At 61.7% G+C, this 1,317-nt stretch carries 2 protein-coding genes; both read right to left on the bottom strand.

Features of this window, described 5'->3' with window-relative positions; all coding sequences use genetic code 11:
- The coding region (locus LNV28_RS24965) for a transposase (RefSeq protein ID WP_263569076.1) at window positions 1-725 on the bottom strand (725 nt) is incomplete at its 3' end.
- Between the two features lie 81 nt (window positions 726-806).
- Window positions 807-1,317: hypothetical protein (locus LNV28_RS24960; RefSeq protein ID WP_263569075.1), on the bottom strand; the 511-nt coding region annotated here is incomplete at its 5' end.

The raw sequence follows: 1,317 nt of genomic DNA, 5'->3' as shown, positions 1-1,317 counted from the left end.
TTGTTCGTGGCCATCTTGGCGCTGTCGGGGTCGGTGATGTTGGACTTGAGCTCTTGGCCCTTGGCATTCAGTCGCTTGGGGTTCTGGGCGACGAAGGCCCGGGTGCGTGCGGCCTCCTCGCGCAAGGCGTCCACGCGGGCTTGCCGTTTGGCTTCCAAGGGCTCCTGAGCGCCGGCCTTGTCTTGCGCCTGGTGCAGCGCCAGGATCTTGTCGGCCGCCTTGTCCAGTCGCTCGGCCCGGTGGCGCAGTTCCTCCTGCGTGCCGCTGCGCTCCTTGCTGGCGTTGCTGGGCAGCTTGACGCCGTCGATGGCGAACATCTCCCGGCCGATCAAACCTTGGGCGTCACAGGTCATCAGCACCTGGGCAAAGAGCGGCTTGATCTGATCGCTCAGCGAGACCACGAACTTGGCAATGTGCGCGTGGCTGGGCTGGCTGTCGCCGCTGATGGCGATGAACTGGACGTTGCGCTCACAGGCGGACGCGATGCTGCGGCTGGAGATGATGCCTTGGCTGTAGGCCAGCAAGACGATCTTGAGCATCACGCGCGGGTCGTAAGCGCTGGCGCCCGTGATGTCGTTGTTGAAGCGCGCATCCAGGGCGCTCAGATCCAGCTCGTGATCGACCAGGTAGCTCAGCGCAAAGGCAAAACTGCCTGGCACGATCTGCTCCGAAAGCACCACGGGCAGCATCATCGCGTGGCAATCACTGGGCTTGTAGCGCGGCATGGCGGACTCCTGGACGGGTCTGCGTATTTGACGCGTCAGGGGCTGCGCAATGAATCGGGACGGACCCGGTAGGGAGTTTTTTTACAGCCTCAACAGGATGGCTAAACTCGCAAGGGCCCAAGCTCCGAGCTTCAGCCGCTTGTTCCGTTGTCCGAGCTTGATGGCAGCAGCATCCAGCTCCTCGTTGCTTCGGCTCAGTGCCAAGTTCTGCGCCTCTATCTGATGAGACTTCTCGTTTAGCTCGTCATTGACCTGAGCCAGTTCAGCGGCTCGGAGATCCAACTCTTGATTTGTCTGGCTCAGGGTCTGGTTTTGCTTAGCAATCTGCTCGGCGGCCTGTTCGAGTTCTTGGTTCTTGGCCTCCATCTCCTGAAGCCTGCGTTCCTCTTCCTGGGCTTGCTCCTGCTTCCAGCGCTCAATGTGCTGCTCGCTCAAGCGCACATACTCCCGTTCCTGGGCGCCAAGCACCCCTTCTTGGTCAGATGCCCGCCTGGCATCGAGCAAGTCCCGCTCCAGCAGTAGCCATGCCTCATCCTGCTGTGTGTCCAGCCACTTGGCCCGCTGTGGCAGCAAGTGCTCTTGCCGCCACTGC

This window comes from Paucibacter sp. DJ2R-2 (genome assembly GCF_025717675.1).
GTDB lineage: Bacteria > Pseudomonadota > Gammaproteobacteria > Burkholderiales > Burkholderiaceae_C > Paucibacter_A.
The sequence above is the reverse complement of the archived record's forward strand: the minus strand, read 5'-3'. Positions and strand labels throughout refer to the sequence as shown.